Source organism: Streptomyces sp. NPDC003032, from assembly GCF_053591415.1.
In genome coordinates, this window is sequence record NZ_JBSFTT010000023.1 from 85,875 (window position 1) to 110,662 (window position 24,788).

General features: G+C 72.5%; 23 protein-coding genes. 13 read left to right on the forward strand and 10 right to left on the reverse strand.

Annotated features, from left to right (window positions below; translation table 11 throughout):
• The first annotated feature begins 58 nt into the window (after positions 1 to 58).
• The 4 genes from ACWDZ7_RS28505 to ACWDZ7_RS28520 are packed head-to-tail and all read left to right on the forward strand — an operon-like array spanning position 59 to position 3,559.
• Positions 59 to 583 (forward strand): hypothetical protein, encoded by a 525-nt coding sequence (locus tag ACWDZ7_RS28505; RefSeq protein WP_451800868.1) that lies wholly within the window; start codon positions 59 to 61, stop codon positions 581 to 583.
• Positions 580 to 1,650, forward strand: a complete 1,071-nt coding sequence (locus ACWDZ7_RS28510) for a peptidoglycan-binding protein (RefSeq protein WP_451800870.1) — start codon at positions 580 to 582, stop codon at positions 1,648 to 1,650. The genes ACWDZ7_RS28505 and ACWDZ7_RS28510 overlap by 4 nt, the downstream gene beginning before the upstream one ends.
• Positions 1,647 to 2,360 (forward strand): ABC transporter ATP-binding protein, encoded by a 714-nt coding sequence (locus ACWDZ7_RS28515; RefSeq protein WP_451800871.1) that lies wholly within the window; start codon positions 1,647 to 1,649, stop codon positions 2,358 to 2,360. Before ACWDZ7_RS28510 ends, ACWDZ7_RS28515 begins: the two co-directional genes overlap by 4 nt.
• Entirely contained in the window at positions 2,357 to 3,559 is a 1,203-nt protein-coding gene (locus ACWDZ7_RS28520) for an ABC transporter permease (RefSeq protein ID WP_451800873.1), read from the forward strand. Before ACWDZ7_RS28515 ends, ACWDZ7_RS28520 begins: the two co-directional genes overlap by 4 nt.
• Before the next feature lie 151 nt (positions 3,560 to 3,710).
• Here the strand turns inward: ACWDZ7_RS28520 and ACWDZ7_RS28525 are convergent, their stop codons facing one another.
• The 5 genes from ACWDZ7_RS28525 to ACWDZ7_RS28545 all read right to left on the reverse strand — a co-directional run bounded on the left by ACWDZ7_RS28525 (position 3,711) and on the right by ACWDZ7_RS28545 (position 9,291).
• The gene (locus tag ACWDZ7_RS28525; RefSeq protein ID WP_451800875.1) at positions 3,711 to 5,084 is read right to left on the reverse strand and encodes a PAS domain-containing protein; all 1,374 of its coding nucleotides are present in this window, start codon (positions 5,082 to 5,084) and stop codon (positions 3,711 to 3,713) included.
• 436 nt (positions 5,085 to 5,520) lie between these two features.
• Entirely contained in the window at positions 5,521 to 6,093 is a 573-nt protein-coding gene (locus tag ACWDZ7_RS28530; protein ID WP_451800876.1) for a dihydrofolate reductase family protein, read from the reverse strand.
• Between the two features lie 79 nt (positions 6,094 to 6,172).
• Positions 6,173 to 7,777: a transporter gene (locus ACWDZ7_RS28535; RefSeq protein ID WP_451800878.1), complete on the reverse strand. Its 1,605-nt coding sequence runs from the start codon at positions 7,775 to 7,777 to the stop codon at positions 6,173 to 6,175.
• The gene (locus ACWDZ7_RS28540; protein ID WP_451800879.1) at positions 7,774 to 8,550 is read right to left on the reverse strand and encodes an ABC transporter ATP-binding protein; all 777 of its coding nucleotides are present in this window, start codon (positions 8,548 to 8,550) and stop codon (positions 7,774 to 7,776) included. Before ACWDZ7_RS28540 ends, ACWDZ7_RS28535 begins: the two co-directional genes overlap by 4 nt.
• A gap of 81 nt (positions 8,551 to 8,631) precedes the next feature.
• Positions 8,632 to 9,291, reverse strand: coding sequence for a bifunctional DNA primase/polymerase (locus ACWDZ7_RS28545; protein ID WP_451800881.1), 660 nt, complete (start codon positions 9,289 to 9,291; stop codon positions 8,632 to 8,634).
• Between the two features lie 356 nt (positions 9,292 to 9,647).
• On the opposite strand from ACWDZ7_RS28545, the gene ACWDZ7_RS28550 reads away from it, so the two are divergent.
• Both ACWDZ7_RS28550 and ACWDZ7_RS28555 read left to right on the forward strand, forming a co-directional pair.
• Positions 9,648 to 11,036, forward strand: a complete 1,389-nt coding sequence (locus tag ACWDZ7_RS28550; protein ID WP_451800883.1) for a transcriptional regulator — start codon at positions 9,648 to 9,650, stop codon at positions 11,034 to 11,036.
• Between the two features lie 157 nt (positions 11,037 to 11,193).
• On the forward strand, positions 11,194 to 13,014 hold the full coding sequence (locus ACWDZ7_RS28555; protein ID WP_451800885.1) for a hypothetical protein: 1,821 nt from the start codon (positions 11,194 to 11,196) through the stop codon (positions 13,012 to 13,014).
• Positions 13,015 to 13,052: 38 nt separating this feature from the next.
• On the opposite strand, the gene ACWDZ7_RS28560 is transcribed toward ACWDZ7_RS28555, so the two are convergent.
• Complete coding sequence (locus ACWDZ7_RS28560) at positions 13,053 to 14,327, reverse strand: ABC transporter substrate-binding protein (protein WP_451800887.1); 1,275 nt, start codon at positions 14,325 to 14,327, stop codon at positions 13,053 to 13,055.
• Between the two features lie 118 nt (positions 14,328 to 14,445).
• Between ACWDZ7_RS28560 and ACWDZ7_RS28565 the strand changes: the two genes are divergently transcribed.
• Both ACWDZ7_RS28565 and purU read left to right on the forward strand, forming a co-directional pair.
• Positions 14,446 to 14,946, forward strand: a complete 501-nt coding sequence (locus ACWDZ7_RS28565; protein ID WP_451800889.1) for an SCO4402 family protein — start codon at positions 14,446 to 14,448, stop codon at positions 14,944 to 14,946.
• A gap of 64 nt (positions 14,947 to 15,010) precedes the next feature.
• Positions 15,011 to 15,892 carry a formyltetrahydrofolate deformylase gene (gene purU, locus ACWDZ7_RS28570; protein WP_451518501.1) on the forward strand — a complete coding sequence of 294 codons (882 nt, stop codon included), beginning with the start codon at positions 15,011 to 15,013 and terminating at the stop codon, positions 15,890 to 15,892.
• Positions 15,893 to 15,936: 44 nt separating this feature from the next.
• Here the strand turns inward: purU and ACWDZ7_RS28575 are convergent, their stop codons facing one another.
• Together ACWDZ7_RS28575 and ACWDZ7_RS28580 are read right to left on the reverse strand one after the other, a co-directional pair.
• Entirely contained in the window at positions 15,937 to 17,304 is a 1,368-nt protein-coding gene (locus ACWDZ7_RS28575; RefSeq protein ID WP_451800891.1) for a zf-HC2 domain-containing protein, read from the reverse strand.
• Positions 17,301 to 17,897 (reverse strand): sigma-70 family RNA polymerase sigma factor, encoded by a 597-nt coding sequence (locus ACWDZ7_RS28580; protein WP_451800893.1) that lies wholly within the window; start codon positions 17,895 to 17,897, stop codon positions 17,301 to 17,303. The genes ACWDZ7_RS28575 and ACWDZ7_RS28580 overlap by 4 nt, the downstream gene beginning before the upstream one ends.
• A gap of 257 nt (positions 17,898 to 18,154) precedes the next feature.
• On the opposite strand from ACWDZ7_RS28580, the gene ACWDZ7_RS28585 reads away from it, so the two are divergent.
• Positions 18,155 to 18,529: an STAS domain-containing protein gene (locus ACWDZ7_RS28585; protein WP_451800895.1), complete on the forward strand. Its 375-nt coding sequence runs from the start codon at positions 18,155 to 18,157 to the stop codon at positions 18,527 to 18,529.
• 3 nt (positions 18,530 to 18,532) lie between these two features.
• On the opposite strand, the gene ACWDZ7_RS28590 is transcribed toward ACWDZ7_RS28585, so the two are convergent.
• Positions 18,533 to 18,994 (reverse strand): hypothetical protein, encoded by a 462-nt coding sequence (locus ACWDZ7_RS28590; RefSeq protein WP_451800896.1) that lies wholly within the window; start codon positions 18,992 to 18,994, stop codon positions 18,533 to 18,535.
• A gap of 114 nt (positions 18,995 to 19,108) precedes the next feature.
• Here ACWDZ7_RS28590 and ACWDZ7_RS28595 point away from each other — a divergent pair, with 114 nt between their 5' ends.
• Positions 19,109 to 19,621 carry an EF-hand domain-containing protein gene (locus ACWDZ7_RS28595; RefSeq protein WP_451518506.1) on the forward strand — a complete coding sequence of 171 codons (513 nt, stop codon included), beginning with the start codon at positions 19,109 to 19,111 and terminating at the stop codon, positions 19,619 to 19,621.
• A 35-nt stretch (positions 19,622 to 19,656) separates the two neighbouring features.
• On the opposite strand, the gene ACWDZ7_RS28600 is transcribed toward ACWDZ7_RS28595, so the two are convergent.
• On the reverse strand, positions 19,657 to 21,270 hold the full coding sequence (locus tag ACWDZ7_RS28600; RefSeq protein ID WP_451800898.1) for a class I adenylate-forming enzyme family protein: 1,614 nt from the start codon (positions 21,268 to 21,270) through the stop codon (positions 19,657 to 19,659).
• 159 nt (positions 21,271 to 21,429) lie between these two features.
• Here ACWDZ7_RS28600 and ACWDZ7_RS28605 point away from each other — a divergent pair, with 159 nt between their 5' ends.
• The 3 genes from ACWDZ7_RS28605 to ACWDZ7_RS28615 are packed head-to-tail and all read left to right on the forward strand — an operon-like array spanning position 21,430 to position 24,650.
• Positions 21,430 to 22,623 (forward strand): amidohydrolase family protein, encoded by a 1,194-nt coding sequence (locus tag ACWDZ7_RS28605; RefSeq protein ID WP_451800899.1) that lies wholly within the window; start codon positions 21,430 to 21,432, stop codon positions 22,621 to 22,623.
• 9 nt (positions 22,624 to 22,632) lie between these two features.
• Positions 22,633 to 23,775, forward strand: coding sequence for an acyl-CoA dehydrogenase family protein (locus tag ACWDZ7_RS28610; RefSeq protein ID WP_451800900.1), 1,143 nt, complete (start codon positions 22,633 to 22,635; stop codon positions 23,773 to 23,775).
• Between the two features lie 8 nt (positions 23,776 to 23,783).
• The gene (locus ACWDZ7_RS28615; protein ID WP_451800902.1) at positions 23,784 to 24,650 is read left to right on the forward strand and encodes an acyl-CoA dehydrogenase family protein; all 867 of its coding nucleotides are present in this window, start codon (positions 23,784 to 23,786) and stop codon (positions 24,648 to 24,650) included.
• Positions 24,651 to 24,788: the final 138 nt, after the last annotated feature.

Sequence of the window (24,788 nt, forward strand, 5' to 3'; positions counted from 1 at the left end):
GTGTCAGCGACAGCACCACGCCGATGTCATGAACCAGGGTCATGAAGGGGAAGCAGTCATGAGGACCAGGTCGACCAGGTCACGTACGCGCTCGGCGGTCATCGCCTCGGGATTCGCCGCGCTCGCGCTCTTCGCCGGAGCGTGTTCTTCCGATCCCGATCCCGATCCCGGTTCCGGTTCCGGTTCCGGGACGGGGAACAGCGAAGGAGGAGCCGGCAAGGGCGCCGCCGCCGACAAAGCGTTCAAGGAGCGCGAGTGCCTGCGCAAGCAGGGGCTGAAGGTGCCCGAGCCGAAGGCCGGTCAGGACAGCCGGGGTATCTCCATCGGCGGCGACATGAGCGCGGAGAAGATGCAGGCCGCCATGGAGAAGTGCGGCATGGGCGGCGGCTCCAAGGGCGGCGGCGTCTCACAGGCCGACAAGGACAAGATGCTCAAGTACGCGCAGTGCATGCGCAAGAACGGCTTCAACATGGCGGACCCGAAGTTCCAGGGCGGCGGGATGCAGGCCCAGCCCATGCCCAAGGGCGCCGAGGCCAGGAAGATGGAGAAGGCGGCCAAGGCGTGCAAGGGCATCGTCGAATGAGGCGCCGCACCGCGGTCGTCGCGACCGTCGTCGCCCTCCTCGCGATCGCCGGCGGAGGGATAGCCGTCACCGCCCTCGCCGACGGAGGCGGAGGGAAGGGCTCCACGGCCCGCGGCGCCGGCCTGCCACCCGCCACCGCGCGCGTGGAGCGAGGCGACCTCAGCAGCGGCACCCAGGTCGACGGCACCCTCGGCTACGCCAAGGAGCGCAAGGTCACCGCGGGCACGACAGGCACCCTCACGTGGCGCGCGGGCACCGGCTCCACCATCCGGCGCGACGGACGCCTGTACGAGGTGAACGGCGCCCCCGTCCACCTCATGTACGGCACCGAACCGATGTACCGCACGCTGAAGCCGGGCGCCGAGGGCAACGACGTACGGCAGTTGGAGGAGAACCTGGCGGCGCTCGGGTACGGGACCGGGCTCGCCGTCGACGACACGTACACGGCGGGCACGGCGGACGCCGTGAAGCGCTGGCAGAAGGCCCACGACCGCAAGCAGACCGGGCGCGTCGGCCCCGAGCAGATCTCCTTCCAGCCCTCGGCGGTCCGCGTGAAGTCCGCCGGTTCGGACGTCGGCGACCAGGTCGCGCCGGGCAGGCCGGTGCTCTCGACGACCGGCTCCGAGCGGGTCGTACGCATCCGGCTCGACGTAGCCGAGGGGAAGCTCGCGAAGAAGGGCGCGAAGGTCACCGTCACGCTCCCGGACGGCACGACGGTGGACGGCAAGGTGGCGGCCGTCGGCAAGACCGCCGAGCCCGGCGACGACCCGTCCGACAAGACTCCCAGGATCCCTGTCACGGTCACCTTCGACGATCCGGGGAAGGTCGGCGGCTTCGACCAGTCCCCGGTCACCGTCGACCTCACCGGCGAGAGCCGCGAGAACGTCCTGTCCGTCCCCGTCAACGCCCTCCTTGCCCTGCCGGGTGGCCGCTTCGGCGTCCAGGTCGTCGCGGGCGGCCGGACACGCGAGGTCGAGGTGGAACTCGGCATGTTCGGGCAGGGCCGGGTCGAGGTGAGCGGCGGCGGGCTGCGGGCCGGGATGAAGGTCGGGGTGCCGAAGGTATGAGCACCGCCCAAGAGCCGGCGCCGGTCGTGGAGTTGCGGGGCGTCACCAAGGAGTACGCGGGTGGGGTCGCCGCCCTGCGCGGAGTGGACCTCACCGTCACCGCCGGTGAACTCCTCGGCATCGTCGGGCCGTCCGGCTCCGGGAAGTCCACGCTGCTGCACATCGTCGGCACCCTCGACCGGCCCACCGCGGGCTCCGTCGCCATCGCCGGGCACGACATCGCCGCGCTCGCCGACCGCAGCCTCTCCGCGCTGCGGGCCTGGCACATCGGCTTCGTCTTCCAGGCATTCCACCTCGTCCCCGGCATGAGCGCCCGCGACAACGTCGCCGAAGGGCTGCTGTACTGCGGGCTCTCCCGCGCCGAGCGGCGCCGCAGGGCCGCGTACGCCCTGGAGCGCGTCGGTCTCGCCGACCGCATGAAGCACCGCCCGCACGAACTGTCCGGCGGGCAGAAGCAGCGCGTCGCCATCGCCCGCGCGGTCGTCGGCGAACCCGACCTGCTGCTCGCCGACGAACCCACCGGCGCGCTCGACTCCGCGTCGGGCGACGCCGTCATGGCCCTGCTGCACGACCTCAACGCGGAGGGCGCGACCATCGCCGTCATCACCCACGACACGGAGATCGCCGAACGGCTGCCGCGGCAGGTGCGGATCAGGGACGGGAGGGTCGTCGCGGATACGCGGGGCCGCCGGGCGGGGGTGGCGGTATGAGTGCGCGCGGGAAGCTCAAGGCGGCGCGGCTCGGTCTCCGCGACGTCCTGCATGTCGGCTCCGCGGGTCCGCGCGCCCGCCCCGTGCGGGTCGTGCTGTCCGCGCTCGGCATCGCCATCGGCATCGCGACGATGGTCGCGGTGGTCGGCATCTCCTCCTCCAGCCAGGCCCATCTGCTGCGGGAGCTGGACAAGCTGGGCACGAACCTGCTGGTGGCCTCGCCGGGCGAGGCGATGTTCGCCGGGGAGAAGGTGACGCTGCCGCGCGACGCGGCCGAACGCGTGGCGCGGGTCGACGGAGTCGAGGACGTGGGCGCGACGGGAGACCTGGACAGCACGGTACGGCGCAGCGAGAAGATCCCCGAGGACGAGACCGGCGGGATCGCCGTGAAGGCCACCACGGAAGGCCTGCTGAAGGTGGTGCGGGGACGCGTGGCGCACGGCAGCTGGTTCAACGCGGCGAACAGCCGCTACCCGTCCGTGGTCCTCGGCCATGTGGCGGCCCAGCGGCTGGGCATCACCTCACCGGGCCAGCAGGTGTGGCTGGACGACCGCTACTTCACGGTCATCGGCGTCCTCGGCCCGCTGCCGCTCGCCCCGGACGTCGAACGCTCGGCGCTGACCGGCTGGGACGCCTCGAAGAAGCTGCTCGGCTTCGACGGCCGTCCGACATCGGTGTACGAGCGTTCCACTGACACCTCTGTCACGCGGGTCCGCAAGCTGCTCGCCCCGTCCATCGACCCGGAGAACCCGCGCAACGTCCAGGTCACCGACCCGTCGTCGGCACTCCAGGCGAAGGCGGCGACGGAAGGCGCCTTCTCCACGCTACTGCTGGGCCTCGGCGGGATCGCACTCCTTGTGGGCGGGGTCGGAGTCGCCAACACCATGATCATCTCAGTCCTGGAGCGCCGCCACGAGATAGGCCTGCGCCGCTCACTGGGCGCGACGCGGGGCCAGATCCGCGTCCAGTTCGTGACGGAGTCCCTGTTGCTGTCGGGCCTCGGCGGTGTCGCGGGCGTGGCGCTGGGCGCGGCGGCGACGGCGGCGTACGCGGCATCCGGCGGCCTGCCGTGGGTGGTCCCCCTTTGGTCCATGGCAGGCGGCTTCGGGGCGACGCTGGTCATCGGCACGGTGGCGGGGCTGTACCCGGCGGTCCGGGCGGCGCGACTGTCTCCGACGCTGGCGTTGCAGGCGGGGTGAGCCCCGGGCGAAGACGGCGGCACCAGCGAGGCCGTACTCGTCCTGACGCCGGCCCGACCGGAGCTGTAGGCGCGGCAGGTCGAGCGGGTCATCGGCCTCCGCGAGACGGCTGGAGAGGGCCCCTCGTGGGTGAGGGTTCTCGTGGGAACCCTCACCCACCCACCGCCCCCGCAAGGTCGAGCGACGCCGCGACCCTCGCCGCGACGCTCTCCGCGTACGTCGCGTCCGCCCGCTCGAACTGACCCCGCCCCGGACCTCGTAGAAACGTCACGACCCCCCGGGTCCGCCCCCGGCTGCGCAGCACCGCGCACAGGGCGTGCACGGTGCCCTCCGGCCACTGCCGGGCGCACGCCCACTCCCGGGCCCGCTCCGGCGCGGCCGCCCCCGCGCTCGCCCGCACAGATCCGGCCCGCTCCACGCACTGCGGCGCCGGATGACCCTCGGGGTAGCGGACCGGTATGCCCGCCATGGCCACCGGCAGGCACGGCCCCGGCACTCCCGCGGGTGTCGCCGCGACCCGCACGAGCCGCACCGGCTCCTCGCCCGTCACCAGGTCCACCAGGGCGTGGTCGGCGAACCCGGCGAGCGCGAAGTCCAGCTGGACGGTGGCGGCCTCCGTGGGGTCCTCGCACTCGGCGGCGGCCCGCGCCGCCCGGTGCAGCTGCTGGGAGCGGAAGCGGAGCTGCGAGGCCTCCTGCTCGGTGAGCTTCGCCTCCGTCACATCCAGGAAGAGCCAGCCGACACCGAGCGGAACCGGCTCCTCCGCGAGCGGTGAGGCGAGCCGCAGAAAACCGCTGCGCCAGCACCGCCGCTCGAACCCGCCCTCCTGTCCGCCGCCGGCCCGCACCGACACCCACAGCTCGGCGGGGGCGGGCGGCGCCCCCTCGGCGAGCACATGCGCCAGCGCGCTCTCCAGCTCCTCGACGCCCTGCCCGAGCAGATCGGCGAGGGGCCGCCCGAGCACCGCCGTACGCCCGAGTCCCAGGGCGCGGGCGGCGTGTTCGTTCACCACCGCGGGGCGGAGGTCCGCGTCGACGAGCACCACACCCCAGGAGGCGTTCTCGAAGAGCGCCTCGCTCAGGGCGATGGACCGCTCCAGGTCGATCTGCGCGTGGACCTCGCTGAAGGCGCAGTACACCCCGGCGGGCTTGCCGTCGCCGCCGCGTACGGACGCGGACTGCATCCGTACGAGGACACGGCCGCCGTCCTTGGTCACCAGGGCGAACTCGTGCACCTGGCGCCCCGGCGCGTCCATCGCCGACAGCAGCCGTCCCTCGATCTCCCCGGCGTCGGCGGCCCGCACGGCCCACCCGGAGAAACCCCGCCGCCCGACGGCCTCCGCCGCCGACCACCCGAGAATCCGCTCGGCCTCGCGGTTCCAGTGCGTCACCACGCCGTCGGCGTCGAACGCGCACAAGGCCGCGTCCATCCCGTCCAACAGCGCCGCGAGCAGGTCCGCCCCGCCGGGCTCGGGCTCCTCGGGGCCCAGTTCGTCAGTAGTTCCGCTCCGCCGCGAAGCACTCACCCGGAACCCCCTGCAGGCCGTGTCCTCGTTCTCAGATCATTCAACTCGACCGTGCCGCACCTCCACAGGGAGTTCCCGGAAGTCGGAGGTAAATCGTTGTGCGGGAAAATCGGTTGTGCGGCTTCCGGGGCGGTTCCTAGGGTGGTGTGCACACGAGAAGGGAGGTGGTTCGGCCGATGTATGGAAACCGGACGCGTGAGGTGACTGCGGGCTAGCGGCCCGTCGTCGCAACTCGAATTCGGCGCCGGACCAGCACGTGTGTTGTGCGTGCAGCCGGCCCTATTCCCAAGCAGTCACCCGACCCGCGAGCCGCCGGTACGTCCGGCCGGCTTCCTCCGCCCGGCCCCGCCGGTGCGGCAGGAACCACGGCTCGCGGGTCGTCTGCGTTCCCGGCCACCGCACACGCCCGGGGCCGGGGCCAGGGGCGTGTGCGGGATCAGCGGACGACGTCGAAGACGTTCTTCTGCAGGCCGTTGGCGTACGCCTCGTGCTCGACGAGCCGCAGCTTCTGCGTGTCCTTGTCCGTGTCGCTGAACAGCCGCTTGCCCGCGCCGAGCAGCAGCGGGAAGACGAGCAGGTGGTAGCGGTCGATCAGGCCGGCGTCCGAGAGGTTCCGGTTGAGGGTGGCGCTGCCGTGGACGATGATCGGGCCGCCCTCGGTCTCCTTCAGCGCGGCCACCTCGTCGAGCGAGCGCAGGATCGTGGTCGGGCCCCAGTCCGGCACCAGGTCGTCGTCGCCGAGGGTGCCGGAGACGACGTACTTGGGCATCGCCTGGTATCCGGCGAAGTCCTCCATGCCCGGCCAGACCGGGCTGAACGCCTCGTAGCTGACCCGGCCCAGCAGCATCGCCGTGGCCTCCTGCTGCTCCCGGCCCTTGATCTCGAAGGCCTCCGGGAGGAACTCCATGTCCTTGAAGGTCCACCCGGAGTTCCGGTAGCCCGGTTCGCCGCCGGGGGCCTCCACGACGCCGTCGAGCGAGACGAAGGCGGTGCTGATCAGGGTGCGCATCTTGGATCTCCAGGTATCTCGTTCATCAACTGCTCACCACATCAGACCGTTGTCCGTCGGAAAAGTCATCGGTCGACGGCTATCCCTTGCTGACGGCCGTGAGGATCTCCGGGAGGCGGCGCGCCAGCCGAGGAGCCGCGAGACGCAGGCCCGCCTCGGTGATCGCCCAGCCGTAGGCCGCGCCCAGGGGCAGCAGGAGCCAGGTCGAGGAGGCCGCGTCCGAGGCGTGCAGCCAGATCGTGAGGGCCAGGACGGGGGCGCACAGCAGGGCCGCCGCGACCATGCCGCCGAAGATGGAGATCCAGGCGAGGCCCGCCTGGCCGGGGGCCACGTTCTTGTAGCCCTCCTGCGGGATCGAGTACGGGAAGCGGGTCGAGGACCAGGCGCCCGTGGCCAGCATCGCGCCGAGCAGCGCGAAGGAGAGGCCGATGACCTCCGGCAGGGCGGGCCAGTCGCCGAGCATCGCCGTGGTGATGACGGTGACCAGGGCGGCGTAGGGGAGGGTGATGACCAGGAGGGCCAGGGTGCGGCCCCGCAGCTCCACGTACGCGTCGCGCGTCGAGGAGATCGTCATCGCCACCATCCAGAACGCCGAGGTGTCCTGGCCGAACTGGTTGTACGTCAGGACGCCGAGCATCCCCGCCGCGAAGCACGCGAAGTACACCGAGCCGGTGCCCTGGAGGGCGTTGAAGACCGGCACGATCAGCCCGATGGCCAGGGAGGTCACCCAGGCCGCCTTCGTCTTCGGGTCGCGCCAGACGTAGCGCAGGCCGCGGTCCATGACGGTGCCGGTGCGGCCCGCGGGGAGCAGGCCGCCGAGGAGCCCAAAGGCGCGTGAGGTGCCCTTCTCCGGTTCCGCCGCCGCCAGGGTGGAGCCGTCCGGCGTCGTCATCAGACGGGTCAGGCTGCGCTGCCAGAGGGTGAGCAGCGCCAGCAGGGCGGCCGCTGACAGGGCGAGTTGGGCGGCCCCTGTCGCGTACGAGCCCTCGCTCACCGAGTCCACCGCGCCGAGCGCCGCGCCCGGCGGGATCCAGCGCACGACGGCCGCCGCCGGGTCGAGGGTGGAGAGCCCGGACGAACCCAGCCTCTGCGCACCGAAGTTGACGGCCTGCGCGCCGACCGCGATGACCAGGCCGCTGAGGACAGCGAGGTCGCGGCCCTTGCGGCTGGTGAGGAGGCGGATGTTGGCGGCGGCGACCGCGCGGGCCAGGGCCACGCAGATGAGGAGGGTGAGGGCGCTCGCCAGGACGCCCGTGACGGCGGCCGCCGCGCCGCGCGCCAGCGCGATCGTCGCGCCGACGGCCAGGCAGAGCGTGAACAGCGGGCCGATGCCGACCAGCGACGCCACGAGCAGCGCCCGCACCAGCGGGCGGGGGCGCAGCGGCAGCATCACCAGGCGGGTCGGGTCGAGGGTCTCGTCACCGCTGGGGAAGAACAGCGGCATGACCGCCCAGCCGAGGGCGAGGACGCCGACGAGGAGTACGCAGAGAGTGGCGGCGTGCGTGTTGCCGCGCAGCACGATCAGGCCGAGGAGCTGGAGCGCGGCGACGAGGAGGGCGAGGGCGACCGACGCGATGTAGGCGGCCCGGCGTCCGGCCGACTGCCGCAGGCCGTTGCGCAGGAGCGACAGCTTGAGCCGTACGAGGACGGGGGTGATCGCCGCTGTGCTCGCGGAGGCCGTCATCGGGCACCGCCGCCCAGCCAGTCGAGGTCGGAGGCCGTGTCGCGGCCGTTCGCGCCGACGAGTTCGAGGAACGCCCGCTGGAGGGAGGGCGCCGAGCCGCGCACCTCGGCGAGGGTGCCCCGCGCGCGGATGCGGCCGGCGGCCATCACGGCGACCCAGTCGCACAGCGACTCGACCAGCTCCATGACGTGGGAGGAGAAGACGACGGTGGCGCCGGAGGCGGTGTAGCGCTCCAGGACGCCGCGGATCGTCTGGGCCGAGACGGGGTCGACGCCCTCGAACGGCTCGTCGAGGAAGAGCACTTCGGGGTTGTGGAGCAGCGCCGCGGCCAGGCCGAGCTTCTTGCGCATGCCGGTGGAGTAGTCGACGACCAGCTTGTGCTGGGCGCCGGCGAGATCGAGTACGTCGAGGAGCTGGGTGGCGCGCTTGTCGACCTCCGCGCCGGGCAGTCCGCGCAGCCGCCCGGTGTACGCGAGGAGTTCGCGCCCCGAGAGCCGCTCGAAGAGCCGCAGGCCCTCGGGGAGTACGCCGATGCGGGCCTTGACCTCGACGGGGTCGCGCCACACGTCGTGGCCGACGACCTCGACGGTGCCCTCGTCCGGTCTGAGCAGTCCGGTGACCATGGAGAGGGTGGTGGTCTTCCCGGCGCCGTTGGGCCCGACCAGACCGATGAACTTGCCCGCGGGCAGCTCCAGATCGATCCCGGCCACCGCGATCTGCTCGCCGAACCGCTTCCAGAGCCCCTGGACCCGTACCGCCGCCGCCTCGGTCACCGTGCCGCCCTTCGCCGCCTTCGCCGCCTTCGTCGTGTCCGCACGATACGTCGGGGGCGGCCCGCGGGTGCGGCCGACGGCTCAGCGGCGGGCTTCCCTGCCGCACGCGTACGCCAGCGGGGAGATGATCTCCTCCGCGTCCGGCAGCCAGCGGTTGGCGGCGGTCGGGCGGCAGGCCCACTGGACGGCGCCCGAGGCACCGAAGCGGGTCGGGGGAGCGGCCACGTAGGCCCCCTCGCCGAGCGTGACCAGATCGATGGCAGCCGGTGGCCAGCCCAGTTTGCGTACGAGGTCGGGGACCTTGGCGGTGGCCCCGGGGAGTACGAAGAACTGCATGCGCCGGTCCGGTGTGCACGTCACGGGGCCGAGCGTGAGCTCCATGCGCTCCATGCGGGCGAGCGCGAGGAACCCGGCGGTCTCAGGCACGTCGATCGCGTCGAACGTACGCCCCGTGGGCAGCAGGATCGACGCCTTGGGCTGCTTCTGCCACAGCCGCCGGGCCACGGTCGCGCTGCCGGTGGCCTGGGTCGGCCAGTCCTCGCGCGCCGGATGTGCGCCGGGGGAGGCGCACACGGCGCTGCCGCACGAGCACCGCTCGGCGCCCTCGGCGTACTCCAGCCATGTACCGGGGAAGATGTCCCAGTGACGCTCCTCCGCGTATCGCACGGCCGTGTCCAGCAAGGCTGCTCCGCGCTGCTTCGGGATCTGCGCGGCTGACGTGACTCCGATGGTCTCTTCCACGGAGTTCTCAACTCCCGCCGACACCCCGGGTTACGGGCGCACGCGAGGGCGGGGGAGGGGCATCGATCCTGCGAACGGGCGCACGGGTGCACGGGTGGGGGCGCGCGGGGGAAATGGCATCCATGTGCGGGTAGCCAGGTCAAGGGCAACCGGAAGACGCCTCGGAGGGAGCCTCCGAGGAAGCCTCTGAGGAACTCCGAGCAGATCCATACATCTTCTTACTTGTGGTTCTTCATGGCTTCTTATGCCTCTTTCGTGGCGCATCTTCGCCTTGCCCCAAGGGCATTGATCGTCGTGAGGCGGCCCCGGCGGCCGCCCCGTATCCGATGGTCCACGGTGCACACAGGGGGTACGCCATGGCCGCCAGGCCTCTCGTCGCGCGGCAGCCCAACGAACGGCTGCAAGCGCTCATCCAGGAAGCCGGCTGCTCCAACGCCGGCCTCGCCCGCAGGGTCAACATGTGCGGCGCGGAGCACGGTCTCGATCTGCGCTACGACAAGACGTCGGTGGCGCGCTGGCTGCGCGGGCAGCAGCCGCGCGGCCGGGCACCCGGCATCATCGCGGAGGCGCTCGGCCGCAAGCTGGGCCGCACCGTCACCATCGACGAGATCGGCATGGCGAACGGCAAGAACCTCGCCTCCGGTGTGGGACTGCAGTTCTCGCCGACCGTCCTCGGCGCCATCGAGCAGGTCTGCGAGCTGTGGCGCAGCGACGTGGGCCGGCGGGACTTCCTCTCCGGCTCGTCCGTGGCCGCGTCCGCGCTCGTCGAGCCCAGCCGCGACTGGCTGATCTCCTCGCCGGACCCGCAGGTCGGACGGACCGCCGGGCCGCGCGTCGGGATGGCGGACGTGGCGGCGGTCAAGGCGATGACGGAGGCACTGACGCGCCTCGACCACCAGTACGGGAGCGGTCATGTGCGGCCCGTCGTCGTGCACTACCTCAACTCCGTGGTCTCCGGGCTGCTCGCGGGCTCCTACCGGGAAGCGGTCGGGCGGGAACTGTTCGCGGCGGTCGCCCGGTTGACGGAGCTGGCTGGCTACATGGCCGTGGACACGGGCCAGCCGGGTCTCGCCCAGCGGTACTACATCCAGGCGCTGCGGCTCGCCCAGGCGGCCGGGGACCGGGGATACGGCGGGTACGTGCTGGCGGCGTCGATGAGCCATCTCGCCGCCCAGCTCGGGAACCCGCGCGAGATCGCGCAGCTGGCGCGGGCCGCGCAGGAGGGGACGCGCGGGAGGGTCACGCCCCGCGTGGAGGCGATGTTCTGCGCCGCCGAGGCGCGCGGGCACGCGCTGCTCGGGGACGCGCGGGCCACGCAGGCGGTGGCGGGACGCGCGACGGAGGCGATGGACCGGGCGACCGGCGAGGCGGACTCCGGTGACGACCCGGTGTGGATCGAGCACTTCGACCATGCGTATCTGGCCGATGAAATGGCGCATTGTCACCGGGACCTCGGGCAGGCGGAGGCGGCGGCGCGCAGCGCGCAGGAGTCTTTGGACGGGCATCCGGAGACGCGGGCCCGGCGCCGCGCGATCGGCCTGGTCCTGCTCGCCACGGCGCAGGTGCAGCGGCGCGAGGTGGAACAGGCGTGCCACACGGGCATGAAGGCCGTGGAACTCCTCGGCACGCTGCGGTCGAACCGCGGCGCGGAGTACCTGGAGGACTTCCAGCAGCGCCTGGAGCCCTACCAGGAGGAGCCGGTGGTACGGGAGTTCGGGGCGCGGGTCGACGTGCAGGCGGCGTGAGGCGCGCGGGCGCGCCTTGTTCAGCGTACGGGCGGAAGGTTTTGTTACTCCCACCACTGGGCGGGAGACGCCGTCCCTGGCTGCGTGGCAGAGGGCTGCGGGGACCCGGTAGCGTGAGCCGACGGTTCCGTAGGTCCCCCCATGTGTAGGAGTCCCGGTGACGCAGCAGAGCGGTCAGGGCGCTGCTTCCTCCGATCCGCGGCAGCCCGCGGACCGGCCCGCCCACGAGGGCGTCGTGCTGCCCGCGGACGGCAGCGAGCCCCTGCTTCCCGGCACCGCGGGCCGGCAGACCACCCCGGCGGGCGGCACGCCGTGGGGCCGGCCCTGGGGCCCCGAGGACGGCCGACCCCAGCCCTGGGACGGCCGACAGCCCCAGGCGATGCCCCTGCCCCCGGAGGACGCGGACACCTCGTACGGCGCCCAGCAGGGCTACGCGGCTCAGCCCGAGCAGGGCGCGCAGGGATACGCCGCCCAGCCCGGACAAGGTGCTCCCGCCGCGCAGCCCGCCCAGGGCGACGCTCCGTACAGCGGTCAGCAGGGATATGGCGCCCAGCCCGCGCATGGACGGCAGCCCGGCCATGGCGTCCACGGCGCCCAGCCTGGATACGACCCTCAGCCCGCGCACGGCGCCCAGCCTGCTCAGCCGGGCCACGGTGCTCAGCCCGCGCACGGGGCCCAGCCTGCGTACGACCCCCAGCCCGGCTACGGTGCTCAGCCCGCGCCGGGAACCCAGCCCGGCCACAGCGTCCAGCAGCCACCGCACGGCGCTCACCGCATGCCGCTTCCACCGCTTGGGCAAGGTGCTGGTCCGTTGCCTCCCGTTGTCTCGCCGGGTTTCGGCGGGGGCGACGGGGACGCGACGCAGTACATCGAGCCCGTGCCCGGCGGGGGCGGTGGCGACGGTGATGCCACGCAGTTCATCGCGCCCGTTCCCGCCGCCGGGGGCGGTGATGAGGGGGTCACGCAGTACATACCCCCGGTGAGACCCGGGGCTCTGCCGCCCGAGGCGACGGGTGGCGACGCCACGCGGTACCTCGGCCGCGCCCAGGCCCCCGCGCCCGGCCCCGCGTCCGACAGTGAGCCCACGCAGTACATCGCGCCCGTCCCCGGCAGCACCGGCCCCGCCGGTCACGGCGCGCCGCCCGAGCCGGCCGCCGCGCCCTACGGCATCCGGCCCGGCGCCCCCGGCGACCGGCAGCCGCCCGCCGAGTTCGACAGTCTCTTCCGTACGGAGCAGGAGGCCGAGGGGCCCGCCTCCACCCAGCAGATGCCCCGCTTCGAGGCCCCGGGGTCGGCCCCGGCGCCCGCGCCGGCCCCCGCCGGGAGCGGCCACGGAGGCGGCCGGCGCACCCGCACCGGCTCGAAGGTGCCGCTCATCGCCGCGGTCGGCGTCGGCATCGCCGTGCTCGGCGTCGGCGCGGGCGCGCTCCTCAGCTCCGGGGGCGATGACGACAAGGCGGACGACGGCAAGCCCGTCTCCGCGTCCGCCCCGGCCGACGAGCGCCCCTCTCCCTCCGCCGACCCGGCCAAGGCGCAGGCGGTCGCCCTGGACAAGCTGCTGGCCGACAGCAACAACAGCCGTGACATGGTCATCGCCGCCGTACGCAACGTCGGGAAGTGCAAGGACCTCAGCCAGTCGGCGACCGACCTGCGCGCCGCCGCCAAGCAGCGCAACGGCCTGGTCACGCGCCTCGCCGGGCTGAAGGTCGACAAGCTCCCGGCCAACGACCTCCTGACGTCCTCCCTCAACAGGGCCTGGAAGGCGTCCGCGTCCGCCGACAACCACTACGCCGCGTGGGCGGACCAGGTGGCAGGGAAGAAGGGGTGCAAGAAGGGCCACGCCCGCAGCACCCCGCAGCAGGGCGCGGGCAACCGCGCGAGCGGCGAGGCGACCACCGCCAAGGAACAGGCGGCCAACCACTGGAACGCGATCGCCCGCAAGTACGGGCTGACCACGCGCGAGAAGTCCCAGCTGTAGAGGAGTCCCGGCTGTAGGGGTTACGCCGGTCGCGTCGGTTACGTCGACTGCTCCAGCGTCTGCTCCACGTTCACGAAACCCTCGCGCGCCGGGACGAGCCGTCCGTCCCGTACCACCTGGAACGTGACGCCCGAGTTGATCAGGCGCGGGAAGTCGCTGGCCGCGAGCAGGTCCTCGAAGCGCCAGCTCAGCAGCGGGGTGAGGCCGCCCGTCCCGACCCGCAGACCGCCGTCGAGGGCGCGGCGCAGGGTGCGGGCGGAGACCTCGCCGCCGTCCAGCGACTCGACGGCCTGCTTCAGGACGGTGTACGCGATCCACGTCGTCTGGACGCCCGCGTCGGCCGGGTCGACCCGGTTGTCGCCGAACGCCTGCTCGCGGATGACCTTGCGCATCTGGGACCAGCGGGGGTCGCCCGACGCCGGGTACCAGCCGGTGACGTACGCCCCTTCGTACGGGCCGCTCGCGCCGCCGGTGCGGTCGACGAGGGACTGGTCGACGCTGCCGAGCACGGAGGAGATCCGTACCGGCGGATAGTCGTCCCGGGTGCGCCGGAACGAGTCGTAGAAGGTGTCGGTGCGCGCCCCGAGCGCGGCCGTCACGCAGCCGTCCTTGGCGCCCGCGTGCTCCAGCGCCTGCTCGGCCTGCGGGGTGAGGTCGGTGCCGTCCTCGGGGGCCCGGATGTCGGCGACGGGCTTGTGGTGGCCGTCGCGGAGCCCGGAGTTGAGCAGCTTGGGCAGCTCGTCGCCGGCGAGGGTGTCGGGGCGTACGAGGGAGACGCGGTCGCAGCGGGCGGCGAGCTGGCGGCCGTTGCCCGCGAGGAGGGCCGGTTCGCCGCCGTTGACGGGGTAGGACAGGGGGCTGCTGAACTCGTCGTCGGTGATGCCGTAGCCGCCGATGTAGGGGATGCCCGCGACTTCCAGCGGGGCGAGGAAGGAGCTCCCGTGCTGGCTGTACGCGCCGACGACCGCCGCCACGTCCTGGTCGACCGCCTCACGTGCGCAGTCGGCGGCGCCCGCCGCGTCGTTGTGGTCGTTGCAGGTGATGACCTTCAGCTCGTGGCCGTCGATGCCGCCGTGCGCGTTGACCCAGCGGGCGTAGGCCTGCGCCATGGCGGGGACGCCCGGCTTGTTGGTGGCCTTGGTCTTCTCGGGGGCCCAGGTCATGACGGTGATGGGGTCGTCCCTGGAACCCCCCGAGGTACCAGGGATGACCCCGCATCCGGCGATCAGTGACGTGCACGCCGCCGCGGCGGCCGCGGAGAGGGCCGCGGTTCGGGAGGGGCGGGGGAGGAAGGTGCGTCGCCGGCCGGTCATGTCCCCGCACGATGCCGGTGGAGGGCCAACCGTGGAGTGACTCGTTCTCAACGGACAGTGACATCACGGTGAACGGGCGGGGGCCGATTCGAGTGCATGAAGTGGGAACGTACGATCGATGACCGTGCAAGGTTCGGAGAACACTTCCCGTCGCGGCCGTCGCTCCAGCACCATGGGGGGCATGCCGACCAACGACATGCCGTGGTGGCGCTGGCGCAGCAATGTGCGCTCGGCGCTGCACATGCTCTCCGACCCCGACTTCCAGCGCGCGTGCTGGCTCGCGGGGCGCGAGGAGTACGGGGACGTGACCGACGCCGTGTACCGGCTCGTCGAGGACACGTGGCTGGACAACTGGTCCGCGGAGAAGTACGTAGGGACGATCTTCCGGGACCCGCAGGAGGCGGCCCTCGTCGACACGGCCGTGCTGAGGGTCCTGCGGATCATGCACGAGGTCGGGCCCGACGCGATGGTCTCCGTCTACCTCCGGCACCCGGGCTGGCCGGACGCCGTACGGGCGGCGCGCGAGGCGCACGTACGCCTCGCGGCGGGGGACGGGGAGGATCCCGACGAGGCGCCGCGGACGCTTGAGGTGCTCCGGATCCTGACCCGCTCGGCCTGAGCGTGCGGTGAGCCGGGGTGGACGCCTGCCCGCGGCGGGCGGCGCGTATGGGAACCTTGGCCGCATGAACGAGCAGTCTGTCGCCCCCGCCGCGCCCGCTGAGCAGTACGTCCTCACCCTGTCCTGCCCCGACAAGCAGGGCATCGTGCACGCCGTGTCGAGCTATCTCTTCATGACCGGATGCAACATCGAGGACAGCCAGCAGTTCGGTGACCACGACACCGGGCTGTTCTTCATGCGCGTCCACTTCTCCGCCGAGGCCCCGGTGACCGTCGACAAGCTGCGGGCCAGCTTCGCCGCGATCGGCGACTCCTTCCACATGGAGTGGCAGATCCACCGCGCCGAGGAGAAGATGCGGGTCGTCCTGCTGGTGTCGAAGTTCGGGCACTGCCTGAACGACCTGCTGTTCCGCTCGCGGATCGGCGCGCTGCCGGTGGAGATCGCCGCGGTCGTCTCCAACCACACGGACTTCGCGGAGCTCGTCGCCTCGTACGACATTCCCTTCCACCACATTCCGGTGACCCGGGACAACAAGCCGCAGGCCGAGGCGCAGCTCCTTGAGGTCGTGCGCTCGGCGGACGTGGAGCTGGTCGTCCTCGCGCGCTATATGCAGGTGCTCTCGGACGACCTGTGCAAGGAGCTGAGCGGGCGGATCATCAACATCCACCACTCGTTCCTGCCGAGCTTCAAGGGCGCCAAGCCCTACCACCAGGCGCACGCGCGCGGCGTGAAGCTGATCGGTGCCACCGCGCACTATGTGACGGCCGACCTCGACGAGGGGCCGATCATCGAGCAGGAGGTCGAGCGGGTCGGCCACGACGTGACGCCCGACCAGCTGGTCGCGATCGGCCGTGACGTGGAGTGCCAGGCGCTGGCGCGGGCCGTGAAGTGGCATGCGGAGCGCCGGATTCTGCTCAACGGGCGGCGGACGGTCGTCTTCGCCTGATCCCGGGTGCCTCCGGGGCCCCGGGTGGCTCGGGGACCCCGGGGCTACAGCCTGCTCAGTGAAGCCGCCGCGAACAGGACGTCTCTGATCGCCTCGCGGTCGCCGTTCTGGCCCGCGGCCGCTTCCACCGGGGAGATGTGGCCCGCGGCAAGACGGCAGAACTCGACGCCGTCCAGGGCCACATGGGCCACCTCGCGCTCGGCCGACGCCGTCGCGCCCGGTGAGTCGAGCGGGATGAACCACTCGCCGCCGCCCAGCCCCTCGATCTCCAGGCGCAGGCTGCGGCCCGGCGCGCCCGCCGCGATCAGGCCGCGGGACGGCGTGGCGAGCCCGGAGCGGCGGCGGTCGGCCAGTGTGCCGGGGAGCAGCCGCGCGGCGAGGTCGATCATGCGGTGGAGGTGCCGGGGCGCGGGCGGCTCGTAGGGGTAGTCGACCGCGTCGGCGATGTCGCCCGCGTGGATCCAGCATTCGAAGGCGCGGTCCACCATCGCGTCCCGCAGCGGCAGCGCGATCACCGTCCCTGTCCCCGTCCCAGTCCCTGTCCCCGTCCCAGTCCTCGTCCCAGTCCTCGTGTCCGTCCCCGGTCCAGGGCCGACGGCGTCGCCGCCGTGTTCGGCCGGTGGCACCGTCCCGTACGGCACGGGGAGCCGCCCGGAGCCGTCGCCCGCGAAGGACACCGTGCGGATGACCTCGTGGGTCTGGTCCCGCCAGGGTCCCCGCACCGCGCGCGTCGGCGGGAAGCGCGCGGCGCGCCAGTACGCCTCGGTGCGGTGGGTCGGGAGCCGTGGGCCCGCGGTCCCGGGACCCAGCGGGTCGTCGAGGCCGAGGGCGACCGCGACCAGGCCGTCGACGGCGAGGAGATGCGCGATGACGCCGGCCACGGTGGTCCTCCTGTTCACCGGGGCGTCCCGCTCGAACCAGCGAAGGCGCACCGGAGCGTGCCACTCCGAGTCGCCGATGTCCCGCAGCAGGGCGTCGAGGCGGGCGGTCTCCGCGTCGTAGGGCACGGCCCACTCGGGCACCGGGATGCGCGGCGGGCGGCGGACGAGGCAGCTTTCCAGGACGCGCGTGCGCAGACCGGGGTCGAGGTCGAGGCTCTCCTCGGGGTGCAGCAGGCCGACGGCGTCGCGCAGCCGCAGCGCCTCCTCCGCGCAGGGCCCGCAGTCGCCGAGGTGCTCCTCGACGGCGAGGGCCTCCGCCGCCGAGCACGCGGAGAGCGCCCAGGCGCCGAGCAGGGACTTCAGGACGGGGTGCTCCAGGACGAGCGGCTCGGGCGGCGGCTTGGGCGGCGGCGGGTCGGGCACGGGCTGTCCGGTGTCCTCTATGGAGGAGCGCGGCTGCGGTATGCGCGGGGCGGCGGCGCCGGTGCCGTCCGGCTCCTCGTACGGCTCGGGGCGGTCGGAGCCGGTCACAGTGCTGTCCCGTACCCGGGCGAGGCGCCGGCGGCGGGGCTCGCGGAGGGGTCGGCGGTGTCGTTGGCCGTCGACAGGAGCTGGAGGCCGAGGCGGAGCCTGCGCCGGGCCTCGTCCTCCGTCACGCCGAGGTCGGCCGCCGTCTGGCGGTAGTCGCGCCGCTGGAAGTACGCCAGCTCCAGTGCGGCCCGCAGTGGGGTGGGCATGGCCGTCACGATGTAGTCCGCGCGGGCCGCGACCGAGGCGCGGCGCACCTTGCGCTCCAGGTCCTCCCGGGTGCCCTCGCCGCCCCGGGCCAGGGCGGCGGACTCTGTCTGGCGGAGCCTGCGGACCGCCCGCTCGTGGGTGAGCCCGGCTATCCAGGAGCGCAGGGGGCCCTGCTTGGGGTCGTACGCGTCGGGGTTCTCCCAGATGTGGGCGAAGACCTCGCGGGTGATGCGGTCGGCGGCGCGCTCGTCGCCGAGGACGCGGTGGGCGAGGCTGTGCACGAGCGAGGCGAAGCGGTCGTACAGCTCGCCCAGGGCGGCGGCTTCCCCGTGCGCCAGCCGCTGTTGCATCCGGTGGTCCCAGCGCCGCGGCGCGTCCTTCGGCATGCGGCCCCCTCGTACGCTCGCCTTGCTGTGCCTGCCCGTCCCGTTTCCGACTGTCCCTCGAATGTAGTCGGCGGCACTGACAGTGCACTCCTGTTTACGGCAAAGCGCGAACCCTGGCGGACACCGGATGATATTGACGGTGGGCCCCTGGTGTTTCATGGGAGGGCGGTGGGGCAGCCGAAGCAGAACGAAGCGTAAGGACCGCTTCCGGATACTCCGGGCCGCGGACGGGGCAGGGCTGGCGAGAGGCGTGGCGCGTGACGCTCAAGGTGGCGGTGGGCGAGGAGTCCGGCTGGGCCGTGCTGCGCGTGTCCGGCGAGATGGACGTGCTGACCTCGCCCGTGCTGCGCCAGCGGGTGCACGACGCGGTGGCGGACGGCCGCCGCAGTGTCGTCCTCGACCTCTCCGACGTGCTGTTCTGCGACTCCAGCGGCGTCGGCGTACTGATCGCCACGCGCCGTCTGATCCGCTCCTGCCAGGGCCGGCTGCGGCTGATCCTGCCCGCGCAGGGCGCCGTCGACGGCTCGCACGTCAACCGCGTCCTCGCGGCCCTCGGCGTCCGCAGGCTCTTCGAGGTCTTCCCGGACGTCGGCGCGGCCCTCGACGAGGCGGCGACACCGCTCTCCGCGTAGCCCTCAGACGTGCCGCTTGGCCGCCGCCACGAAGGAGTTGATGGCCTCCCGGGAGATCCGGCGCCGCTCCGCCAGGCCGTCGCGGTCGTCCGTCCGGTGCACGTCGGCGACCTTGTCGAGGGTCTCCCAGGCCAGCTGGACCAGTGCGTCCTCGCTGGTGAGCAACTGCACCCGGAACAGCGCCTCCTGCGCCTCGGACCGCATCTCGTACGACCGGAAGCGCGACTCCTCGCCCTCCTCGACGCGGTCCCCGTGCCTGCTGAACCAGCGGTCCACCAGGACCCGCCGGTAGTTGACCAGCGCGCCCGCGTACGCGCAGTACGCGTCTATCCGCTCCTGGCGCAGCTTCTCGCGGCGGGTGAATTCCTCCGTCCGCTCGATCGCCCTGCGCTGGAACGCGTGGGTGACCCCCGCGCCCAGGAGGGTTCCCAGCACCGCTATGACACTCGCCGCGACCGCTTCCACACGGAACAGTGGAGCACATCGCGGCACATCACCCCTTCGACGACGTACGCTCGCTGCCGGGGTACCCACCCCCTGAAGTGCACCCAACCGCGGAAGTGAGGCGGCCCGAAGACCATGGACAGTGCCGAGTACGAGCGTAAGATCGCGGCCCGGTTCGCCATCTTCGACCAGGACGGCAACGAGTACATCTCCCGTGAGGACTTCAGCACGGCGGCGGCAGCCCTGTGCAAGGAGTTCGGCGCGACGGCGCGGTCCGACAAGGGGCAGGCCCTCTACATCGGAGCCGAGGCGTTCTGGCAGGGCATGGCCGGGATCGCGGACCGGGACGGGGACCAGCGAATCACCCGGGACGAGTTCGTGGGCGGCGCGGTGAAGCGGCTGCGGGACAACTCCGGGCGGTTCGCCGAGATCGCCCGGCCCTTCCTGCACGCCGCGATCGGCATCGCCGACGCCGACGGCGACGGAGCGGTCGCCCCCGGCGAGGTCGAGCGCGCGCTCAAGGCGCTCGGTGTGCCCGACGGCATCGCCGCGGCGACGGCCACCGGGCTCGACGCGGACGGCGACGGCAAGGTCGCCGAGCAGGAGATCGTGACGGCGTTCGCGGAGTACTTCACGGTTCCCGAGTGAGTGCTTTCGAGTCGGGCCGAAGCATTGCCGAAGCATTACGGGGCCCGTGAGAAGCGCTCCCGCAGCTTGTACTTGAGCACCTTGCGCAGCGTCTCGTTGCGGGGAAGCGTCTCGACGACCTCCAGCTGTTCCGGCAGCTTGTAGGTGGAGAGGCCTTCCCCGCGCAGATACGAGGTGACCGCGTCCAGGGTCAATGGCGCGGCGCCTTCGCGCTGTTCGACCACCGCGCAGACCCGTTCCCCGCGTTCGGGGTCGGGCAGCCCGATGACCGCCGCGTCGCCGACGGCCGGATGCCGGTGGAGGAGGTCCTCGATCTCCTTGGCGGAGATGTTCTCGCCCTTGCGGATGATGATGTCCTTCGCCCGCCCGGTGAGGACCAGGTGGCCCGTCTTCGTGAGGTGGCCGAGGTCCCCGGTGATCAGGAACCCGTCGGCGTCGAAGACGGCCGCGCTCTGCTCCGGGTCGACGTAGCCCCGGCAGACGGCCTCCCCGCGCAGCCGGATCTCGCCGTCCGTCTCCGGGGGCAGCTCCTCGCCGTCGGCGCCGGTGATGCGGATCTCCATGCCGGGCGGGGGCCTGCCTTCCGTGGTCGCCAGGTTCTCGGCCGTGTCGTCCGGATCGCCCATGGTGATCATCGGGACCTCGGTCATGCCGTAGCCGTGCGTGAGCTGGCAGCCCATCTCGCGTACGACGGCGTGGTAGATCTCCGGCGGTTTGGGCGCCCCGCCGCCCGCCAGGAGCCGCAGCGTCGGGATGGCCTTCCGGCCCGGCGGCAGCTTGCGCTGCTCGGCGAGGAACATCGAGTAGAAGGCCGTGGACCCGCCCGCCACGGTCACGCCGTGCCGCCGGTAGCCGTCGAGCGCGTCCGGCAGCGCGAAGTGCTCGAACATGACCGCGGGGAAGCCGTACAGGAGCAGCATCACCGTGTAGTCGGGGCCCGCTATGTGCGCGTAGGGGAACGCCATCGAGCCGACGTCCGACGCCTTCAGACGCAGCGCGTGGGCCAGGCAGGAGCCACCCGCGATCAGTGAACGGTCGGTGTGCAGGACGCCCTTGGGGTCGGACGTGGTGCCCGACGTCCAGTAGATCCAGCGCACCGACGTGCCGTCGGAGGGCGGCGGGGGCAGTACGGACGGGTCGCCGTCGGGCAGCTCGTCGTACGCCTCGAAGACGCCTTGGGCGCCGAGCCGCCGCGCCATCTCCGCGTGGTCGAAGCCGCGCCACACGCCGGGCACCGCGAAGAACTGCGCCCGGGACTCGCGCAGCGCGAAGCCGACCTCGCGGTCGCGGTGGAAGGGGATGACCGGGGACTGGACGGCGCCGACGCGGGCGAGCGCGAAGGAGAGCAGGGCCGTCTCGACGCGGGTGGGCAGCTGCCAGGCGACGACGGTGCCGGGGCGCACGCCCATGCCGTACAGCCCGGCGGCGACGCGTTCGGCGCGCTCACGCAGCGCGCCGAAGGTGAGGGTGCGGTCGTCGGCGGGGTCGGCGGCGGCCTGGATGAGGACGGGCGCGTCGGGGGTGAGGGCGGCGCGGCGCTCGACCAGCTCCCAGAGCGTGCGGGAGGCGCCCAGTCCGTACGCGGTGTCGTCGCGCCCGTACGGGGTCCCGTCGCCGTCGTACGGGGTCTCGTTCTGCGAGGTCCTCATGCGATCCCCTCGGATACGGGCGCGAGCTGATGGGCAGTCAGACGGTGCCGAGAGCGTAGAGCTCGGCGCCTTGTCGGTCCATAGGCGCGGGGCTAGCCTGCTATCTGACGGGTCATCAGATAGCCCGGAGGGACCGGAGAGATGACCGGAGGAGACACCATGACCGAGCTTCCTCGGATCGTCAGCGTCGACGACCATGTGATCGAACCCGCGCATCTCTTCGAGACCTGGCTGCCCGCCAAGTACCGCGACCGAGGCCCCAAGCCCCTCACGGCCGGCATCGGGCAGCTCGCCTACGTGGGCGGCAGATACCAGATCACCATGGACCCGGACGGGCCGCCCACCGACTGGTGGATCTACGAAGACCTCAAGTTCCCGTACAAGCGCAACATCGCCGCCGTCGGCTTCGACCGCGACGACATGACCCTGGAGGGCATCACCCGCGCGGAGATGCGGCGCGGCTGCTGGGACCCCGTCGCCCGCCTCAAGGACATGGACCTCAACCACGTCGAGGCGTCCCTGTGCTTCCCGACCTTTCCGCGCTTCTGCGGCCAGACCTTCGCGGAGGCCGCCGACAAGGAGGTCGCCCTCGCCTGCGTACGCGCGTACAACGACTGGATGGTCGAGGAGTGGTGCGGCGACAGCGCTGGCCGCCTCATCCCGCTCTGCCTCATCCCGCTGTGGGACATCGACCTGGCGGTCGCCGAGATCCGGCGGAACGCCGCGCGGGGCGTGCGGGCCGTCACCTTCTCCGAGATCCCGACCTACCTGGGGCTGCCGTCGATCCACTCCGGCTACTGGGACCCCTTCTTCACCGTCTGCCAGGAGACCGGCACCGTCGTGAACATGCACATCGGGTCGTCCTCCCAGATGCCCGCCGCGTCCCCCGACGCCCCGCCCGCCGTGCAGGCCTCGCTCTCCTTCAACAACGCCATGGCGTCGATGATGGACTTCCTCTTCAGCGGCGTCCTCGTGAAGTTCCCGACGCTGAGACTCGCCTACTCCGAAGGGCAGATGGGCTGGATTCCGTACGCCCTGGAGCGCGCCGACGACGTATGGGAGGAGCACCGCGCGTGGGGCGGCGTGAAGGACCTGATCCCCGAGCCGCCCTCCACCTACTACTACCGGCAGATGTTCTGCTGCTTCTTCCGCGACAAGCACGGGATCGCCTCCCTGGACGTCGTCGGCCGGGACAACGCCACCTTCGAGACCGACTACCCGCACGTCGACTCGACCTTCCCGCACACCAAGGAGGTCGCGCTCGACCACGTCAAGGGACTCGACGACGAGACGGTCCACAAGCTGATGCGCGGCAACGCCATCCGCATGCTCGGCCTGGACCTGGACAAGTAGGCCGCGCGCGTGGACCTCACCTACACCGAGGAGGAGGAAGCCTTCCGGGCCGGCCTGCGCGCATGGCTCGCGACGGTGCTCCCCGAGCTTCCCGCCAAGCCCTCCCCGCGGGACTGGCCGGGACGGCGCGCGTACGACACGACGTGGCAGCGCATGCTGTACGACGCGGGCTACGGCCACGTGCACTGGGACGCCTCCCCCACGCAGCGGCTGATCTTCCTGGAGGAGACGGAGAGAGCGGGCGCCCCCTATGTGGGCGCCAACTTCGTGGGACTGCTGCACGCGGGACCCACCATCGCCTCCGAAGGCACCCCGGAACAGCGCGCGCGCTGGCTGCCGCCCGTGCTGCGCGGCGACGAGGTGTGGTGCCAGGGCTTCAGTGAACCGGACGCGGGCTCCGACCTCGCGTCGCTGCGCACGCGCGCGTGGCGGGACGGCGACCACTACGTAGTGAGCGGGTCCAAGATCTGGACCTCGCACGCGGAGGTCGCCGACTGGTGTGAACTGCTCGTCCGTACGACACCGGTGAGCGAGGCCGTGCCCAAGCACCGGGGCATCTCCTGGCTCGCGATGCCGATGGACGCCCCGGGGATCACCGTGCGCCCGCTGCGGACCCTCGCCGGGTCGACCGAGTTCGCCGAGATGTTCCTCGACGAGGTGCGGGTGCCCGTGGCCCACCGCGTCGGCGACGAGAACGACGGCTGGCGCGTGACCATGGTGACCCTCTCCTACGAGCGGGGCACCGCCTTCGTGGGGGAGGTGGTGGCCTGCCGCCGGATCCTCGGCGAGATCGCCCGCGAGGCCCGAGGGAACGGCCGCTGGGACGACGCTGCGCTGCGCCGCAGGCTCGGGCGGCTCTCCGCCGAGTTCTCGGCGCTGTGGCGGCTCACGCAGTGGAACGTGAGCGAGTCCCAGCGCTCCGGCGGGGTGCCGGGGGTGGGCGGCTCGGTCTTCAAGCTGCGGTACTCGCACGCGCGGCAGGAGCTGTACGACGCCGCCGCCGAGGTGCTCGGGGCGGGCGCGCTCGACCTCCGGCACGAGTGGACCCTCGACCGGCTGTCCTCGCTGTCGTACACGATCGCCGCGGGGACCTCGCAGATCCAGCAGAACATCGTGGCCGAGCGGATCCTCGGCCTGCCCAAGGGACGGTGAGAGCCCGTATGGATTTCCAACTGACGGATGACCAGCGGGCCTTGCGGTCCGGGGTGCGGGAAGTCCTGGAGGGGCGGTTCTATCGGCGGTTCTCGTCGGAGGCCTGCGCGCGGGACGCCGCCGGGGACCGGATCGACCGGGGGCTCTGGCGGCAGCTGGGCGAGGCGGGTTTCTTCTCCCTGGCGCTGTCCGAGGAGCGGGGCGGCGCCGGGCTCGGGCCGCCGGAGGCCGTGCTGGCCTTCGAGGAGGCGGGGCGGGTGCTGCTGCCCGGGCCGGCGGTGGCGTCGTTCCTGGCGGCGGGCGAGGTGGAGGGCGCCGCCACGGGGGATGTCGTCGTGACGGCCGTCGACGGGACGCTGGTGCCGTGGCTGGAGGAGGCGGACGTCGTCCAGGGGGACGCGACGGGGGCCGTCGCGCTGCGGTCCGTCGATCCGTTGACGCCGCTCCACCGCGTGCCGGGCCCCTCCGCCCCCGGCCGGGGGACGCTCCTGCACGCCGCCGAGCAGCTCGGCAGCGCCGCACGGACCTGTGAGATGGCCGTCCGACATGCCCGGGAGCGCGAACAGTTCGGGCGGCCCATCGGCGCGTTCCAGGCCGTGAAGCACCTCTGCGCGCGGATGCTCGTACGCGCGGAGGTCGCCCGCGCCGCCGTGTACGCCGCCGCCGTCACCGGGGACCCGCTGGAGATCTCCGGCGCCAAGCTGCTTGCCGACGACGCCGCCGTGCGCAACGCGCGCGACTGCCTCCAGGTGCACGGCGGCATGGGGTTCACCTGGGAGGCCGAGGTGCATCTGCACCTCAAGCGGGCCTGGGTGCGCTCGGAGCTGGGCCAGGGATCCACCGAGGCCGAGGAAGCGCTTGCCGATGCGCTGTGACAGCGCTCCGTTACATTACGGAGCGTTGATATCGGGTTGTGTCCTACGCGTGACTCGTCACGGCACGGAGTCGGCGCCCGGCTCGGGTACCTTGTGTGAGATGCGAGTGGTTCTGAGGCTGAGCCATCCCGGTGGCGC